The following is a 16,942-nucleotide window of genomic DNA, read 5'->3' as shown; positions in this document are numbered from 1 at the left end:
TTCATGGGAAATAGGGCAACGGGAGCGAGCCGGGGGCCCGCTCCCGTTTCGGGATCACTGTATGGTGCCTGTGATTGTCTTCAGCGTCTCGCCGCCCCAGGTCACGTCCACATTGTACCCGGTGACGGACAGGTTGCTCTGGCCGCTGGTGCTGGTGCGCTCGGTGCCGGTGATGATCAGGTCCTCCTCGGTCACCATGCCGCTGGAGCTGGCCAGCGTGCCGCTGTTGATCCTGGCGGAGACGCTCTTCGCCCCCTGCTTCAGCGCCAGGGTGAGGCGCGCCGTGTTGTTCATGGTGTCGTTGGTGATGCTGCTGCGGGCCAGGTCGATGCCCTCCGAGCTCTGGATGATCCAGGACAGGTCCGCCGTGGTCACCGCGCTGCCGTTGGTGTTGTACAGGGCCTGGTCAAAGCTCACCGTAAGGGTGCCGCTCTTGATGCTGCCTGACCCGGAGGAGGTGGTCACATTGCCGTAGGCCGCCGTTGCGACCGGGGCGCTCCTGTTGGTGGGAGTCTTCGGCTTCGTGATGGTCACCGTCTTAGTCTCCGTCAGGGGAGTCAGGCCGGTACCGGCGGCGGGAGTCCAGGTGACCGTGATGGTGTAGTCTGTATAATTGTTCGTTGCATCCTCCCTTGTTGTGACTGCGGAGGAGATATCCAGCACCGCACGTGCAGTAACACTATCACTGTTGCTCAGGTAATTGGTGCCAACTGTACCATAAATACAGCCGCTTGTAAACTTTCCTTGGGTTACCAGTCTTAATACAGCCGTGGAAGCATTATTATTGCTGGTTACGACACTATCCTCTTCGATCCCACCCAATCCAGCGTTAAACAAATCTTTAGCGCTCGTAATCTCATTATCCTTGCCACCTTTGAGCTTATAGATTGTCTTATCAAAGATAAGAGTGATCTGGCCAGAGGTCAGCGTTCCATCGTCCCCAACAGTAAAGTTGATGATCGCGCTCTCCAGGTTCGGGGGATTCTGGTCACCGATCTTGATCTGACGGCCCATGAAGGAGTAGAGTACATCCACGCCGCTGTCCTTCATGCTGTTGTCTATGGGGTCCTTGCGGGCTATGGCAACCACGTAGTAGTCCTGGTCCGTCTGGAGCTTGGGATTACCGTTCTGCACCACGTTGGCGTTCAGGTGGATGGGGCCGCCCTTGTCGGCTGCGCTCTCATCCTCGGCAGTATCCAGCCAGCGTTTGATGCTCTCCTTCACTTCCTTGCTGGCGTAGACGTCAAACACCGAATACTCCGGGTAGTTCTCCGGGTTGCCCGAGCCGTCTGTGGGGTAGTAAGCAATCTTATTGGGATCGCCCTTCGACGCCTCGTTGTAGTAGTACACAGTCTGGAGGGCATCATAGATGGTCAGTTTATTGTAGGCGGCGGGCAGCGGCGCGCAGTTGGGATTGACGTAGTTCGCCAGCAGGGAGCCGTCACCGATGTACTGCACACTGCTCAGGGAATTGGCGCCGTAGACCTTATAGGTCAGCTCAGAGCCCACATCCGTCTTCAGCGTGGCGCGGCCAGGCTGGCCGTTGGTGCCGGGGGCGCTGCCGATGGTGATCACCGGCCGGCTCATGGGACTGGTCTTGAACTTGTAGATCTGCACCTCAGAGGGGGTCACGTCGGTGCCGGTGATGACGAAGTAGACGTAGTAGGTCCGGTTGGGCTTCAGGTTGTTGATGGTCACCTGCTGCACCGCCACCTGCTGGCAGTTCACGCTGCCCGGCGGAACGTCCTTCATCATGTCCACCGCCTCGTTCCAGCCTCTGGGATCCTGAATCTGGTAGTTGGTGGGCTGTTTCAGCTGCGGCATCGGCGGGTTTTCATCGTCCCGTTCACTGCCGCTCCGGGGGACCTCCTCCGGCCGGATCATGTTCCCGGTGTCCTTCCAGTAGGTGCCGATTGTGGGACTCCAGGTGCCCGAGGTGGGGTCGGAATCTCCGTTGTGGGCGTAGCCGATCACATAGTAGATGGTACCGGCCCGGGTCAGGGCCAAGTTCATGGTCACGGAGCTCTCGGTGGTCTCAAAGGTGGGGTAGCCCCGGACGAAGGAAGGCTGCACCTTGTCGCTGAAGGTTTTTTCCATGTGCAGCTCACGGGGCTCGCCGGTGGTACACTCGCTGCCTGCCGCGCCGATGGACTCGCCGCCGTTGTTGGTCAGGCCGTTGTCCAGGAAGCGCTTCCAGGCGTCGTTGGTGGGACTCTCGCCCAGGCCGTAGAGGTTGACGGTGTCGCCCGCCGCCACATCCACGTAGAAGTTCACCGTCTCGCCCCAGGTGTTGGGGTCGGTGCGGCCGCCAATGCTGCGCACCGACACGGCAAACTCATAGTACACGTCCTCTTTCTCGCCGTTTTCGTTGGTGTAGGTACCGCTCAGCTTGTTCAGCTCGGGCAGGACGGCTCCGGCTCCGCAGCCGTTGAATACCTGGTGCAGCCGCTTGCTGGACCGGCCGTCGCTGTTCGCGCCGATGTAGTGTACGCCGCTGCTGCCCAGCTTCACCCAGCCGTTCTGGTCCACGTTCTCCGGCATGTTGGGCATCCCGTAGAGGAAGGAGCCGTTGGTGCCGGTCTTCGCGGTCAGCGCCTCGCCGCTCTTGCTGACGGCGCGGTAATACAGGTCGTACTCCAGCTGGGTATCGGTCCACAGCAGCAGGTCGTAGGCGATGCCGTCCGCCACCGATTCGGTGGAGTCGGGCCGCATCCGGAACTTGAAGTCCACGCCGTAGTCCCCGATGCCCAGGTTGTTGTCCCGGTTGAGGTTGTTCTCCTCCTCGATGGCCAGGGGCCACTGCTGGCTGTTCAGCGCAAAGCCGTTGGAGGTCAGGTTCACCCGGGCGAAGACCACGGTAAACATGGGCAGGCTGTGGCCCTCCGACTCCGGGGTCTCGTACCACACCGGGGAGGACTCGATCTCATGGCCGCTCAGGTCGCTGATCTTGTTCTGGGAATCGATGTTCACCTTAAAGTAGTAGGTCGCGCCGCTGGCCAGACGCAGTCCGGGTTCATTGTCCGCCGTGTTGGGGAAGGTGATCTGAATCTTGCCGTTGACGTTGGCCACCTGGGCCTTGGTGAAGTCAATGACCCACTCGCTGGAGCTGACGCCGTCCTTGTCCTTGACCACCGACCGCTCCTCGTTGTTCTCCAGGGTGCAGAAATCGATGTTCTTCCGCAGGGCGTCCACAAACTCCTTCAGGGCTTCCTCCTGCTCGGAGGTGGTGCCCTCCTGGGTGGCCTCATACAGGGACAGCAGGTCCTGGCTGGTGCCGCCCAGGCGGACGTTCTCGCTGAACTCCAGGACGATGGAGGTGTCCCGCATGGGACGGGTGGGGTCCTGGCTGTCCGTCTTGGTGAAGAACTGGCGCACCGTGGGAGGATTGGTGTCCAGGGTCCGGATGCCGCCCTGGAGCTTGTAGACCTGGATGGTGTAGTTTCCGGCGGCGTCCACGGCCATGTAGTACAGGTCATAGCTGGTCTCCGCCTGGAGGCCGGTGATGTTCAGGTTGACCTGGTTGTTGGCGGTGGCCGTGGCCCGGCCGCTGCTCACCGCGCCCATGCCGTTGAGCACCTGGAGCTTGGCATATTCGCTGGTCAGCTTGGCGGTCTTGCCGTCCTCCTCGTTGTCGCTGTCGTTCTGGGGGTTGGGCAGGGGGTAGGGATCGCCGGACTTCACCGCCACCCAGTAGATGGTGCCGTTCTCGCTCAGCGCGGCGGTCATGGGCACGCTGGTGGCCAGAGGATCGCCGTTGCTTCTGGGATGGATGACAAAGTCAGGCGGAGTCACGTCCGGGGTGCTGAAGGCCAGGGAGGTCACCGCCGAGCTGTTGATGCCGTCGGTGAGCCACAGGTAGAGCACGTAGTCCTTCTGTTCCTCCAGGCGGCGGCTGACGATGATGGCCTCGTCGCTGTCCCAGACCTGGTTCTTCTCCAGATCCACCACGCCGTAGCCCAGGTTGCTGCTGATGGCGGCGGAGCGCAGCTCATCGACGGTGGGAGCGGCGGCCCCGGCGGGCAGCACGGTATAGTACATCTTGCAGTTCTTGGTCGCCATCACTGCCACCTGCGCGGTGATCAGCTGGGCGTTCGCCTCCTTGCCGATGTAGGACATATAGGGGTAGCCCTGGCCGAAGGCGGGGACGGTGTTGTCCGGCGTGGTGAAGGCCACCACCTTCACCGGGCTGCGGTTGCCCTGGTCGTCCACCAGCATGGCGGACAGGTAGTAGGAGCCGCCCACCGACAGGCCGGTGATCTGGGCGCTCACCTCGTCTCCGCCCACGGGGGCCGCCACCGAGCCGTTGCGGATGGCCTTGGAGCCGTAGGAGGGCGGGGAGATCAGGTCGTCCTCGCCGATGGAGCCGTCGGTGATGCTGCTCACCGCCCAGTAGACGGTGCCCTTCTTGTTGCCGGCGAAGTCGGCCCGCAGTCCTTCGGGGGTGATGTCCTTGGCCGCGGGGTAACCGGCCAGCAGGCGCGGGTCCAGAGAGCCCTCCTCCGCCGCCTGGGAGTCCATTACCACCCCGGCGATGTTGGCGGTCAGGCCGGGCCGGATGTAGATCTTGTCGGGCAGCATGGACACCACGCAGCCAGGAGCGTTGACGTTCAGCTGGCCGATGTCGCCGTCGCCGGTGACGTTGGTGGCCACGTCCAGGTTCATCTCCTTCACCTCGGTGTTCCGGTCCAGCTGGATGGTGGAGTTCACCGCGGCCTCATCCGCGGTGATCTTGGCCACGGTGCCCTTGGCCACCTGGATGTAGGAGTTGGGAGTCTTGTTCACCACGTCCTTGATCCGGCCGGCCAGGGTCAGCCGGGCGCCGGAATCTCCGTCCAGCTCGATGTTCATCAGGCCCTTGTCATCGGTGTTGTTGTCCTCGAGGTAGGCGGAGGTGCGTACGGTGGTCTTGTCGATCTCGGTGATGCCGTCCGCCCGGATGGTGACCGTCCGGCCCCGCATGTTGTCCACCAGCATCTCCCCGGCGGTGACGTTGCGCATGACCACGCTGGCGTCGCCGCCCTCGCTCTCGCCCGCGCCGCTGAGGATGATCCGGCCCAGCACGTTCACGTTCTCCAGCCGGATGCCCCCCAGGCCCACGCCGCCGGAGACATACAGGTCGCCGCTGATGGTGGTGTTGCGCAGGGCGACGTTGGGGGCGGTGATGGTCACGTTGCCGAAGACGCCGCCCAGCTCATAGCTGCCGCTCTGCTGGATGGGGGTGCCCACGCACTGGGTGATGAGCACCGCCATCTGGGCCTTGGAGATGGCCGACTTGGGCTGGAAGGTGTTGTCCGGGTAGCCGGAGATGATGTAATTGTCCACCGCGGTCTTCACGGTGCCCCGGGCCCAGTCGCTCACATCCCGGCTGTCGGAAAAGGCCAGGCTCTCGCCGGGGGTGTCCTGCATCATCATGTTCCGCCCCAGGATGCACACCGCCTGCTCCCGGGTGAGGCTGTCGTAGGGGGATGCGGTGATGTCGGAGGTGCCCGCCATATACCCGGCGGTGTAGGCGATGGACACATCGTCGTAAAACCAGTCGGTGGGGAGCACATCCTCAAAGGGGATGGGGCCGGTCTCGGTGTAGCCGTAGGCCCGGTTGATGATGGCCATAAAGTCGGCGCGGGTGAGGGCGGCGTCCGGGTCGGCGGTCTGATCCGCCCGCAGGACGCCCCAGTCCACCAGCTGGTCCAGATAGGTGTCGGCCCAGTGCTCCGCCCGGGAGGGCAGAGTCAGTCCAGGCGCCAGGCCGGCCACCAGGACGGCGGCCAAAAGCAGGGCCAGCGCACGCTCCTTCCAGGTGCGGCGCTGTGTACCGGTTCGTTGGGACATATGCGGTTCTCCTTTCTGTGTTCCCGGGGGTAACGCGGGGGCGGATGGGCTCCCGCCGCCTTGGTTCAGTCTGCGTTGTCGATCTGTATGCTGAACACCGCCTTGCGGATCAGGGCCTCCTCGTCCTGGATCAGGTCTACGAATTTAGAGGCGTACAGCGGCTGGGCGGAGGTCTCGTCCTCCAGCTCCCGGAGGACCTGGGTCTTGACCACCAGAGGGGCGTCGGTCACGGGGAGGACCATCTCCACGATCTCCCGCTCCTCCAGGGGGATGCTGCTCCAGAAGGCGATGCCGCCGCAGCTCAGGTCCTTGGCCTTCAGGGTCTTCTGCCCCCGCCAGCAGCCGGTCACCGGGTACATCACGCTGTCAAAGCTGGTGAGGATGCGCAGGTTCTCCCGGGCGTTGGGGCCCAGGGCGGCGGTGGGCTGAATGACCAGCTTTTCGCCCCGCTGGCGGATGATCACCCCCACCCGGTTGGGAGTGGAGTCGTCCATGCCGATGAGCTGGATCTCCCGGTGGGCGGCCACAGCCTCCTCCTTGCCGCCCAGAACGCAGATCTGGAGCACCTCCGAGTTGGGGGGGGACTCCAGCACCGCGTTGGCCAGAGGCACGCTTTGGCTGTCCAGAATCAAATACAGGCGGTCTGCCATAGTTACGACGCTCCTTTCTCGTCCGGGGCGGCCATCCGGGCCGCCTCCTCCGCCAGGGCCTGGCGCTGCCGCCGGGCCTTGTCCGGGTCGTTGGGGTCAAAGTTCAAAAAGTAGACGTAAATTTCCACGATGGCCTGATACAGGGCGTCGGGGATCTCCTGGCCCAGGGCCAGCTGGGAGAGCATGGTGGCCAGGGAGTTGTCCTCATAGACGGGCACGCCGCTCTCGGTGGCCACCTCGATCATCCGCTCGGCCAGATAGCCCATGCCGGAGGCCACCACCACCGGGGCGCCCTCCCCGTCGTACTTCAGGGCCACCGCCCGGTTGGCGGACCGGTTGTCATACCGTGACATTGACGCTGCTCCCCCCCTCAAAAATTTTTGGAAATACCCCTGAAATGGTCAGCGGACGGTCCATCTGCTGGACCTGGACCGCCCCGGCCGACAGGCCGTTATCGGCGATGATGCGGGACAGCTCCCCCTGCACCAGCTGGGAGAAGGGGGCCACCCGCTCGGGGCAGAAGACCTGCACGTCCACCCGCTCCCCCTGACAGGTGAGCACCATGTCGAAGAAGCCCAGGCTCTGGATATCGATCTTGAACAGGAAGCGCATCACGTTTTCCTTGTCCCCCCGGCCCCGCTTCAGGTTCTCCTCCGCGTCCGGGTCCACCCACATCTCGGAAAAGACCATCTTCCCGTCCCACTCCAGGGGCAGGAGGATGTGGTTCAGAGGCATATGGACGCTCTCGTTCACCAGGAAGGCGGAGATGATGTTGCGGAAGGCCTCCTGCACCTCCTTGCCCGCCCCGTTCTGGAGGGCGGCCTGGGCGGTTTTGGCCAGCTGGGCGGCAAACTGGTCGCTGTCCGCCGCCTTGGCGAAGCTGGTGCTGTCCAGCAGGCGGAGCAGGGCCTCGTCGGACAGGGCGCCCAGCTTATCCCGCAGGCCGGAGCCGCCCAGCATCTGATGGAACGCCTGAAGCAGGCTGTCCTCGCTGCCGTTTTCGTAGCGGGCCACGTCCAGGGCCAGCATGGAGATCAGCGACCGGGACAGGCCCATGTCGTTGGTCTTGCTGGTGTAGCCGGCCAGGAAGGTGAGGATGCTGCCCTGGAGCAGCTTCAGCGCCCCGGCCCGGTCCCCCTGCTGCATCTTTCCCTCCAGCTCGGACACCATGGGCAGCAGCTGGCTGCCGTAGCTGGCGGGGATGGCCCGGGTCAGCTTGGTCAGGTTGCGCAGCAGGTTGCCCTGGATGTGGCCGGTGGAGGAGTAGTCGCCGTACTTTTTCAGGAACTGCAGGATATTGTTCCGCGCCGCCTCCGAGCCGCTGGAGGAGAAGGCCTCCCGCAGGATGCTGAACAGCGCCCCGCCGAAGCGGGCGCCGTTGGCCAGCTGGGCGCTGAAGAACTTGCTCAGCGCCGCCTCGTCCATCTTCAGCATGTTCAGCAACGCGCCCATCTCGGCGGCCAGCCCCTCCTCGATGCCGGAGGAGACCACCGTCCCCTCGTACATGGCGAAGATGGTGGTCAGGCTCTCCCGCAGGTCGGGGGTGTTGGCCAGGCGCTGGAGGAACGCGGCGAAGTTGGAATCGTAGCGCAGGGCCTGGCTGCTGGAATCGCCGGCGGTCTGCTGCTCGGTCCGGTTGTCCGAGCGGACCACCCGGTTCAGGTCCGGCGCGTTCTGGATCCGGGTGTCGCTGGGGGAGGTGGGTATATTTCGGTTTACATTGTTGTTGTCATGTCCCGGTACCGGGTTGGTCACACCAAGCAGGTCTGGCATTGGCGACACTCCATTTCCATTATTTCAGATCGGACTGAGGCGGCCGGCGGCGAGGAAAACGGGCCGGGACAGCGCCCGGCCCCCGCCGGGCCTGGTTCAGAATTATTTTAAACCAGCTCCGAGCAAAAGTCTATCCCCAGTTTTTTTTCTGGAAAACTTAATTTTCTAATTGACACTGCCGATATATCGAGTATGATTAGATATGGGTGGGGCTACTATGCCTGCAGGCCGGCCCCCCGCCCGCATCCAAAACCAAATGAAAAAAGGTGGCGTTTTTATGGGCAGCGGCAACGACAGCATCCTGGATATGTATCTCTACGAGACCAACACCCTGCTGGAACAGCTGGATGGTATCCTGCTGACGGCGGAAGAGGCGGATACATTCTCCGAGGACAGCGTCAACGAGATATTCCGTATCATGCACACAATCAAAGGTTCCTCCGCCATGATGGAGTTCAGCTCCCTGATGACGGTGGCCCACCGGATTGAGGATATGTTCTTCATCGTTCGGGAGAAGGGCATGGACGTGGTCCCGGAGGCGACCCGGCCGGACCTGTTCGACATGCTGTTCCAGGCCGTGGACTTCTTCCGCGGCGAGATCGAAAAGGTGGAAAACGATGAACCGCTCTCTCAGTCTATCGACCATATCGTGGCTAAAATTAATAGCCTGATCGATAAAATTCAGGGCAATCCCGCCGCTCCCGCTCCCGGGGAGGAGGCGTCCGCCGGGAGCGCCCCCGCCCCTGCGGCGGAGGCCCCCGCGGCGGAGGCGGTCAACCCCGACTACCTGTTCGGCATCCACGTCTTTTTTGACGAGGGCAGCGGCATGGAAAACCTGCGGGCCTTTATGCTCACCAACGGCGTGAAGGACTACTGCGGCGACTTTATCACCTTCCCCGCCAACGTGGAGACCGACCCCTCCACCTCCGACCTCATTGCAGACCAGGGCTTTTTGCTGTGGTTCCGCACCGCGGACGACCGGCAGGCGGCCCTCCCCGCGGTGAAGGGCGGGGCCTCGGTCCGGGAGTATCAGGCGGTGGACGCCGCCAAGCCCGCGCCCTCCGCCCCCGCCCCCGCCGAAGAGCCCAAGGCGGACGCCGCCGCCCCCAAGGCGGACGTCAAGGCGGACGCCTCCCCCGCCCCCAAGCCCGCCGCCGGCCAGCAGCACGCCAAGGAGAGCCTGATCAGCGTCAACCTGGCCAAGCTGGACCAGCTGATGGCGGTGGTCAGCGAGATCGTCATCACCGAATCCATGGTCACCTCCTCCCCCGACCTGAAGGGGCTGCGGCTGGACAACTTTACCAAGTCCGCCCGTGACCTGCGCAAGCTCACCGACGATCTGCAGGACGTGTCCATGTCCCTGCGGATGGTGCCCGTGTCCGGCACCTTCCAGAAGATGAACCGCATCGTCCGGGACATGAGCAAGAAGCTGGGCAAAAAGGCCAAGCTCACCCTCATCGGCGAGGACACCGAGGTGGATAAAACCATCGTGGACGCCATCAGCGACCCCATCATGCACATCGTCCGCAACTCCATGGACCACGGCCTGGAGGAGCACGAGGCCGACCGCATCGCCGCCGGCAAGGACCCGGTGGGCGAGGTGATCCTCTCCGCCCGGCACACCGGCAGCGAGGTCATCATCGAGATCAAGGACGACGGCCAGGGCGTTGACACCCAGGCCGTGCTGAACAAGGCCATCCGCCAGGGCCTGGCCGCCCCCGACCACGACTACAGCCAGAAGGAGATCCTCAACTTCCTGATGATGCCCGGCTTCTCCACCAACACCGAGGTCACCGAGTATTCGGGCAGAGGCGTGGGCATGGACGTGGTGAAGAAGAACGTGGCCGATGTAGGCGGCACCGTCACCATCTCCAGCGAGTGGGGCCAGGGCATGACCACCACTCTGAAAATCCCCCTGACCATGGCCATCATGGACGGCATGGAGGTGGCGGTGGGCAGCTCCATCTTCACCATCCCCATCAACACCATCCAGTCCTCCCTGAAGGTCACCGCCCAGGACGTGATCCACGACCCCGCCCAGGGCGAGATGGTAAAAATCCGGGACAACTTCTACCCCATCATCCGGGCCAAGGAGCTGTTCTGCATGGAGCAGGGCTGCGACAACATTGAGGACGGCATCCTCATGTGGGTGGAGGCCGGCGAGCACTCCTACTGCCTGTTTGTCGACGAGCTGATGGGCGAGCAGCAGATCGTGGTCAAGCCCATGCCCAACTACATCAACAACTTCGGCGTGAAGAACTACGGCATCAGCGGGTGCAGCATCCTGGGCGACGGCAGCATCAGCATCATTTTGGACGTGATGAACGTCTACGCGGCCGCTCACAGCACCTATTAACGGCGGCAGTACAGGAAGGGAGAATGAACTTATGGCACGAGTTGAAGAAATGATGTTCGCCACCGAGGCCCAGATCGACGAGTATAACGATCAGATCCCGGAGATCGCCACCGATAAATACCTGATCTTCTCCTCCGACGGCCTGATGTACGGCATCAAGGCCGAGCTGGTCAAGGATATCATCACCGGCTACTCCATCACCTATCTGCCCCAGGTGCCCGGCTACGTCAAGGGCGTGATCAACCTGCGGGGCCAGATCATCCCCATCGTGGACATCCGCCTGCGCCTGGGCAAAATGCCCCAGGACAACTTCTGCAGCATCGTGGTGGAAGTGGACGGCAACATGGTAGGCATCGTGGTGGACATGGTGGAGCAGATGGTGGACGTCCCCAAGGAGGATATCCTTCCCGTCCCCACCAACAGCGGCGGGAGCCAGGTCATGGTCTCCGGCATGTGTACCCTGCCCGACGGCAACACCATGCTGGAGCTGGACTGTGCGCAGCTGCTCCACGACTGACGCTGGCACATACATTGTTAAGGGAGGGAGCTCTCAGATGATACAGCCCATCTCGGATGAAGATTTCCGCAGACTGACACATTTCATTCAATCCGAATTCGGCATCACCCTGCAGGAGAAGCGTCAGCTGGTCACCAGCCGGCTGTCCTCCATGCTGACCGAGCAGGGGTACACCAGCTTTTCCCAGTTCGTCACCCAGCTGCTGAAGGAGAAGGACCCCCAAAAGATCGAGCAGGTGCTCAACCGCCTGACCACCAATTACACCTTCTTCATGCGGGAGCCGGAGCACTTCGACTTCTTCACCAAGGTGATTATGCCCGAGCTGGTGCGCAAATACCAGAACAAAAAGTCCATCGCCATCTGGAGCGCAGGCTGCTCCAGCGGCGAGGAGCCCTACAACGTATCCATGTACATCAAGGATTTTCTGGGCATTCAGGCCAGCCAGTGGGACACCCGCATCCTGGCCACCGACATCTCCCAAAAAGCCCTGGCCAAGGCCAAGCAGGGCATCTACGAGGTGCCCAGCACCGTGCCCGAGACCTGGCGGAAGAAATACTTCAAGCATCTGGAGGGCAGCCGCTACGCCGTTGCCCCCGTGATCCGCAACAACGTGATCTTCCAGACCTTCAACCTGATGGACCCCATCCGGTTCCGCACCAAGTTCGACGTGATCTTCTGCCGCAACGTGATGATCTACTTCGATCAGCCCACCAAGGACGCCCTGGTGCGCCGCTTCTACGACGCCACCAACCCCGGCGGCTACCTGATGATCAGCCACTCGGAGAACCTGAGCAAGGACGCTCCCTACGCGACGGTAGCTCCGTCCACCTTCCAGAAAAAATGATGCGCCCCCCGGTCCTCCGGACCGGGCCGGGCCTGATTTGAAGGAGTGATTGTCATGTGGCCATCCAACAAAAAGATCCGCGTTCTGGTGGTGGACGACTCCGTCCTGGCCCGCACCATGATTTCCAACGGGCTGAACGCCTCCCCCCGTGTGGAGGTGGTGGGCACCGCCTTCAACGCCAAGGACGCCCGGGTCAAGGTGGACCAGCTCAAGCCCGACGTGATGACGCTGGACGTGGAGATGCCCGGCATGAGCGGCATCGACCTTTTAAAGCAGCTGCTCCCCGCCGTCCCCCTGCCGGTGATTCTGGTGTCCTCCCTGGACCTGCGGGTGTTCGACGCCCTGTCCGCCGGAGCGGTGGACTTTGTCCGCAAGCCGGAGCCGGGCCAGAACGAGGCGTTCATCCACTCGCTCACCAGCAAGGTCATCGCCGCCGCCGGAGCCCAGGTGCGCCCCCGGCCCGGCGCCCCCGCGCTGACAGCGGCCGGCCGGCCGGGAGCCGCCCTGGGCGGCGGAGTCCGCCTGCCCCAAACCGGCAACAAGCCCGCTCTCCCCGCGCCTCCGCTCCTGGGCAGTCGGCCCTCAATGGACGCTGCCATCATCGCCCTGGGGGCCTCCACCGGCGGCACCGAGGCCACCCTGGAGGTCATGAAGCGCCTGCCCGCCGACATCCCCCCCATGCTCATCGTGCAGCACATGCCGGTGGGCTTCACCCAGATGTACGCCGACCGGCTCAACCGCCTGTGCCACATGGAGGTGCGGGAGGCCAAGACCGGCGATGAGCTGCGCCGGGGACTGGCCCTGCTGGCTCCGGCGGACTTTCAGATGCGCGTGGTTCGCAGCGGGACAAAATACACCGTAAGCTGCATGCCCGGCGAGAAGGTCAGCGGCCACCGGCCCTCGGTGGACGCGCTGTTCTTCTCCATGGCCGAGCAGGTCAAGTGTAAAATGGCCGGCATCATCATGACTGGCATGGGCCGGGACGGTGCCGACGGCCTTTTGAAGATGCGTCAGGCCGGGGCCTACACCATCGGCCAGGACAAGGAATCCAGCGTGGTGTACGGCATGCCCATGGTGGCCTACAACATTGGCGCGGTCCAGATCCAGGGCTCCTGCGAGGACATTGCAGGAATCCTGCTGCGGCAGCTCCAAAGATGGTAAAAAAACAGCGCCGGGAACAATTCCCGGCGCTGTTTTTTACTGCTCTGGCTGGGGGAAAACGATGCCGCTGACGCTGACGTTGACGGCGGCGACCTCCAGACCGGTCATGGACTCGATGGCGGTTTTCACCGCCTCCTGCACGGCCCTGCCCATCTCGGGGATGGTGTGGCCATAGGCCATGAGGACGGACATGGTGACCACCACCTGAGCCTCCTCCAGCTTAATGTGGACCCCCTTGGCGGCGTTCTTTCTGCCTGGGTTGGTCAGACTGCTGACCCCCTCCACCTCCAGGGCAGCGGCGGCAGAGATGGCCGCCAGCACCTCCTCAGAGATGTGAATGTTGCCCAGCTCATCAGAGCGGGAGACATAATCCTTGCTTTCGCCCATTGTGATACCACTCCTGTTTCCAGTTTTCAAACGGATACCGTTATTTTACCACACTTTTCCCCGTTTGACAACCGCAGAGGCAAAAAACTTTACTCCACCTCAATGATATGGATCTGACCGGCGGTGAAGCCGCTGGTCTGGTGCACGATGTCCACGATCTTGGCGGTGTCCGCCTCGGTGAGGCCGCCCTCCGGCGCGGCCACCGCCAGGGAGAGGGAGTCCTCCCCGATGAAGGCCACGCAGTCGGCAAAGCCCTTGGCCACCACCAGGTTCTCGATCTGGGCCTCGGTGACGGTGTAGTCTGCCATAGTCTGGATGTTGTCGTTGAGCTGGTCCTTCACGGCGGCGTCCGCGTCCTCCCGGGCAGCGGCGTCCTGGAGCAGGGAGAGGGCGCTGTCCCTGGCCTGCTGCCGGTTGAGCCGGGCGGTGGCGAAGTAGGCGCTTCCCTCCGTCTCCCCGGCGGAGGGGACCTCCGCTCCGGCGGTTCCGGCGTCCTGGGCGTCCTCCTCCCCGGTACCGGCGGCGGAGCGGTCGCCGCTCACCAGCGGGTCCTGGGTCTGGCCCCCCACCATGGCGGACTGCCCCAGCGTCTTGCCTGCGCCGGTGTCCGCCTCCTTGTCGTAGTTCCAGTTCAGGTACACCGCCGCGCACACAAACAGGGCAATAGCCGCCACCACCGCGTTCCGCTTCCACAGCTGGGACCAGCCGTCCTTCTTCGTTCTCATGTTGACTCCTCCTTTTATGTTGGTTGTTGGGAAAAACGCCCCGCTAGCCTCCGGCGCACACCGAGATCCGGTCGGCGCCCAGGCCGGTGAGGGCGGACACCGCCTCGATGAGCCGGAGACGCACTCTGGCGTCCCCTCCGCCGGGGCAGACGATCAGCGCGCCCCGGAACTCCGGGGCCACCGTCTGGAGGGGGACCACCTCCTGCTGGCCGGACCCCTTGCCCACGGTGACCACCGTGTTGGTCCCGCCGCCATCCCCCTCCCGCTCCTGGTTCCGGGCCAGCACCTGACGGCTGCCTCCGTCCAGGGTGAGAACCACCCGGGTCTCCCCCGCCCCCTCGATCTGGGACAGGGTGCGCTCCAGCTTGGTCTCAAAGCTCTCCAGGTCGAAGGAGGCCCCCTCCTCCTGGTCCGGCAGCTCCCCGCCGGGGCTGTCCCGCCCGCCGGAGGGCAGGAGCAGCAGCGCCACCCCCGCCGCCGCCACCAGCAGCACATATAAGTACCTCCGCAGCCCCTCCTTCCACCGTTGGGCCGCCTCGGGCCACTTCCATTTCACGGCATTTCCTCCTCCTCCATGTAAATCTGCGCCTCCGGCGGAACCCCCAGGTCCTCCGCGATGGTCCGGATCAGCCGGCCCTGGACCTCCGCCGTCATGGGGCCAGCCACCTCCGTCCGGACAGGGAGGTACAGGCCGTCCTCCGACGGCTGGCACTCCACCCGGGCCCGGCAGGTCAGGCCAAGCTCCGCCGCCTTGTCCACAATATATGCGGCGCACTCCCGTTCTATGATGCTTTTCATCTGCTGGTTTACCGTCCCCTCCAGCTCCTCCTCCCGGTGCTGGATGGAGTCCAGCCAGCCCTCCAGCCAGCGCTGGCCCTCCGCCGCGTCCAGGGTGGCTGCCGGGGAGAGCACCGCCCCCAGCAGCACCAGTCCGCACACCAGCCGCCCCACCCGCTTCACCCCGCCGGGGGGCATAAGGGCTCCGGCCACCGCGCACAGCAGGGAGGCCGCGATCACCGCCAGCAGCCAGCTCCGCACCGCCCCCATCATATGGTCACCGCCGCCACAGCGGACACCAGGCTCACCAGCAGCATCAGGGCTCCCGCCCCGGTCATGCCCAGCACCAGGCCGAAGGCGGTGCCGATGGCGTCGATGAGGCCGGACAGCTTGGGCTGGGCCACCACCGCGCACAGGGCGGCGGCCAGCTTGTACACCAGGTACTGGAGGGCCAGCCGCAGGAAGGGGGTGAGGCACAGGGCCAGCACCACCAGCAGTCCCGCCAGCCCCACCGTCCCCCGCAGCACCCCCGCTCCCGCCAGCACCGACTCGGAGGCGTCGGCCAGAATGCTCCCCACCACCGGGATGGCCCGGGAGATGGCCAGCTTGGCCGCCTTCACGGCGGCGGCGTCCACACTGCCCGCGATGGCCCCGCTGGCCGTCAGGTAGCCCACAAAGGCCAGCAGCAGGGCGGTCAGGACAAAGGTGATGGTCCCCTTCAGCAGATCGGCCACCTTTTTCAGCCCCGGATTGCCCACGGCGGCGTGGGCGCAGCTCACCGCCACGAAGGAGTAGACCAGGGGGACCAGCAGCCGGTCCATGACGGTGAGCAGCAGCTGGGAGAAGAGCACCGTGGCCCCCTGCCGGGCGGCGGCGGCGCTCACCGACCCGGTGGCCGCCGTCAGTACCGCCATCACCGGCAGCAGAAGGCTGGAGAACTCCTCCATTCTGCCCAGAGTGTCCCGGCCCAGGCCGATCATCGCGGCCATGTCCGTCATGGTCAGGGCGGTGATGGCCAAAGCTCCGGCCATAGTCACCGCCGGGAGGCCCTCCCCCTCCCCCGCCTGGACGCTCTCCGCCAGGGCGCACAGCAGCACCACTGCCGCCAGCTTCATGGCGGTGGTCAGGCTGGCCCGGAGGAGGGGCCTCAGCTGGTCCAGAGCCTGTCCGGCCAGCTGGGCCAGTCCCTGGTCCAGGGAGACGTCCCGAGACACCCCCTGGCCCTCCGCCGTCTCCCACACCTGGTCCAGGCCGGGGACGTCCAGCTCCGCCCCCCAGGCCGGGAGGAGGCACGCCGCAGCCAGCGCACAGAAAATCAGCACACGTCTCATGTCAGCAGCTCCCCCATCAGCTGGGCCACAGCCCGCACCAGGGGCAGAGCCGCCAGCAGAGCCAGGACGGTCCCCGCCGTCTCCACAAAGGCGGCCGCCCCTCCCTCCCCCGCCGAGCGGCAGATCTCCACCGTCAGCCTGGTGAGGATGGACAGGGCCACCGTTTTGAACACCGGCTCCAGCAGGGCCTCCGACAGTCCGGCCAGCTGGGCCAGCTCCTCCATCAGGGCCACCGCCGCCCCCAGGCCCTGAGCGGCCAGAGCCAGCATCCACAGCCCCGCCGCCAGCACCAGCAGCAGGGCCAGCTCCGGGGTGTTTTTCCGCAGCACCGCGCTGAGCACCACCGCCGTCACCCCCACGGCGGCCAGCTTGGCCATGGCCTCCATCACAGCCCAAACAGGTCCTTGACCAGGTCGAACAGGCTGGCAATCTCCTGGACCACCATCATCAGCACCACCACCAGCCCCGCCAGGGTGGTCATCATAGCCTGCTCGTCCCGGCCCGCCCGGCTGAGCACCTGGTTCAGCACCGCCACCAGGATGCCGATGGCCGCAATTTTGAAAATGAGATCAACCTCCATATGTAAAAGCCC

15 protein-coding genes are annotated in these 16,942 nt (G+C 64.2%); 4 read left to right on the top strand and 11 right to left on the bottom strand.

Going from position 1 to position 16,942, the window contains the following annotated elements; translation table 11 throughout:
• Positions 1-54 precede the first annotated feature (54 nt).
• From VV088_RS21730 to VV088_RS21715, 4 genes are all read right to left on the bottom strand, one after another.
• On the bottom strand, positions 55-5,829 hold the full coding sequence (locus tag VV088_RS21730) for an S-layer homology domain-containing protein (protein ID WP_334602738.1): 5,775 nt from the start codon (positions 5,827-5,829) through the stop codon (positions 55-57).
• Positions 5,830-5,894: 65 nt separating this feature from the next.
• Complete coding sequence (locus tag VV088_RS21725) at positions 5,895-6,479, bottom strand: PilZ domain-containing protein (protein ID WP_334602737.1); 585 nt, start codon at positions 6,477-6,479, stop codon at positions 5,895-5,897.
• 2 nt (positions 6,480-6,481) lie between these two features.
• On the bottom strand, positions 6,482-6,832 hold the full coding sequence (locus VV088_RS21720; protein ID WP_334602736.1) for an EscU/YscU/HrcU family type III secretion system export apparatus switch protein: 351 nt from the start codon (positions 6,830-6,832) through the stop codon (positions 6,482-6,484).
• Entirely contained in the window at positions 6,819-8,252 is a 1,434-nt protein-coding gene (locus tag VV088_RS21715; RefSeq protein ID WP_334602735.1) for a hypothetical protein, read from the bottom strand. The genes VV088_RS21720 and VV088_RS21715 overlap by 14 nt, the downstream gene beginning before the upstream one ends.
• 277 nt (positions 8,253-8,529) lie before the next feature.
• On the opposite strand from VV088_RS21715, the gene VV088_RS21710 reads away from it, so the two are divergent.
• From VV088_RS21710 to VV088_RS21695, 4 genes are read left to right on the top strand one after another with little or no spacing between them, the layout of a single operon-like run.
• Positions 8,530-10,608, top strand: a complete 2,079-nt coding sequence (locus VV088_RS21710; RefSeq protein WP_334602734.1) for a chemotaxis protein CheA — start codon at positions 8,530-8,532, stop codon at positions 10,606-10,608.
• Positions 10,609-10,639: 31 nt separating this feature from the next.
• Positions 10,640-11,125: a chemotaxis protein CheW gene (locus tag VV088_RS21705; protein WP_334602733.1), complete on the top strand. Its 486-nt coding sequence runs from the start codon at positions 10,640-10,642 to the stop codon at positions 11,123-11,125.
• Between the two features lie 37 nt (positions 11,126-11,162).
• On the top strand, positions 11,163-11,969 hold the full coding sequence (locus VV088_RS21700) for a CheR family methyltransferase (RefSeq protein WP_334602732.1): 807 nt from the start codon (positions 11,163-11,165) through the stop codon (positions 11,967-11,969).
• Between the two features lie 54 nt (positions 11,970-12,023).
• Positions 12,024-13,130 (top strand): protein-glutamate methylesterase/protein-glutamine glutaminase, encoded by a 1,107-nt coding sequence (locus VV088_RS21695; protein WP_334602731.1) that lies wholly within the window; start codon positions 12,024-12,026, stop codon positions 13,128-13,130.
• Positions 13,131-13,166: 36 nt separating this feature from the next.
• Here the strand turns inward: VV088_RS21695 and VV088_RS21690 are convergent, their stop codons facing one another.
• From VV088_RS21690 to spoIIIAC, 7 genes are all read right to left on the bottom strand, one after another.
• On the bottom strand, positions 13,167-13,517 hold the full coding sequence (locus VV088_RS21690; protein ID WP_334602730.1) for an Asp23/Gls24 family envelope stress response protein: 351 nt from the start codon (positions 13,515-13,517) through the stop codon (positions 13,167-13,169).
• A gap of 89 nt (positions 13,518-13,606) precedes the next feature.
• Positions 13,607-14,242, bottom strand: a complete 636-nt coding sequence (locus VV088_RS21685) for a SpoIIIAH-like family protein (RefSeq protein WP_334602729.1) — start codon at positions 14,240-14,242, stop codon at positions 13,607-13,609.
• Positions 14,243-14,285: 43 nt separating this feature from the next.
• Entirely contained in the window at positions 14,286-14,798 is a 513-nt protein-coding gene (locus tag VV088_RS21680; protein WP_334602728.1) for a stage III sporulation protein AG, read from the bottom strand.
• Positions 14,795-15,292: a hypothetical protein gene (locus VV088_RS21675; protein ID WP_334602727.1), complete on the bottom strand. Its 498-nt coding sequence runs from the start codon at positions 15,290-15,292 to the stop codon at positions 14,795-14,797. The genes VV088_RS21680 and VV088_RS21675 overlap by 4 nt, the downstream gene beginning before the upstream one ends.
• Entirely contained in the window at positions 15,289-16,350 is a 1,062-nt protein-coding gene (locus VV088_RS21670) for a stage III sporulation protein AE (protein ID WP_334602726.1), read from the bottom strand. The genes VV088_RS21675 and VV088_RS21670 overlap by 4 nt, the downstream gene beginning before the upstream one ends.
• Complete coding sequence (locus tag VV088_RS21665; RefSeq protein ID WP_334602873.1) at positions 16,347-16,736, bottom strand: SpoIIIAC/SpoIIIAD family protein; 390 nt, start codon at positions 16,734-16,736, stop codon at positions 16,347-16,349. Before VV088_RS21665 ends, VV088_RS21670 begins: the two co-directional genes overlap by 4 nt.
• Complete coding sequence (gene spoIIIAC, locus VV088_RS21660) at positions 16,736-16,930, bottom strand: stage III sporulation protein AC (protein ID WP_120394034.1); 195 nt, start codon at positions 16,928-16,930, stop codon at positions 16,736-16,738. Before spoIIIAC ends, VV088_RS21665 begins: the two co-directional genes overlap by 1 nt.
• Positions 16,931-16,942 lie beyond the last annotated feature (12 nt).

Origin of the sequence: Lawsonibacter sp. JLR.KK007, from assembly GCF_036941135.1 — a bacterium.
Lineage (GTDB): Bacteria > Bacillota > Clostridia > Oscillospirales > Oscillospiraceae > Lawsonibacter.
The sequence above is the reverse complement of the archived record's forward strand: the minus strand, read 5'-3'. Positions and strand labels throughout refer to the sequence as shown.